Origin of the sequence: Exiguobacterium sp. s142 (genome assembly GCF_018618455.1) — a bacterium.
GTDB classification, from domain to species: domain Bacteria; phylum Bacillota; class Bacilli; order Exiguobacteriales; family Exiguobacteriaceae; genus Exiguobacterium; species Exiguobacterium aurantiacum_A.
In genome coordinates this window covers 1-210 of record NZ_JACSMB010000062.1, presented here as the reverse complement: position 1 = coordinate 210, position 210 = coordinate 1, and the positions used below count along the sequence as shown (strand labels likewise).

Sequence of the window (210 nt, the reverse complement as noted above, 5' to 3'; positions counted from 1 at the left end):
GTCCTGACGAGGAACTCGGCCTGTGCCGCCGTCGGGTGGAGCCTGTATTTGTAGCCCTTCAGCATGTCTCCGCCTCCTCTCGGCCGATGATCGTGATGAACGTCTTCCTCATCCGATACCCGCGGCGGGGGAAGGGAAATCTGACGGAATCACGAACTTCTGTTCGTCATATCTGTCACAGGGGTGGCCAAGAGGTTTATGTACGGGCGA

1 protein-coding gene is annotated in these 210 nt (G+C 58.1%); it reads right to left on the bottom strand.

Annotation, left to right across the window (positions count from 1 at the left end; all coding sequences use genetic code 11):
- Positions 1-65: helix-turn-helix domain-containing protein (locus KNP77_RS15925; RefSeq protein ID WP_131509090.1), on the bottom strand; the 65-nt coding region annotated here is incomplete at its 3' end.
- Positions 66-210 lie beyond the last annotated feature (145 nt).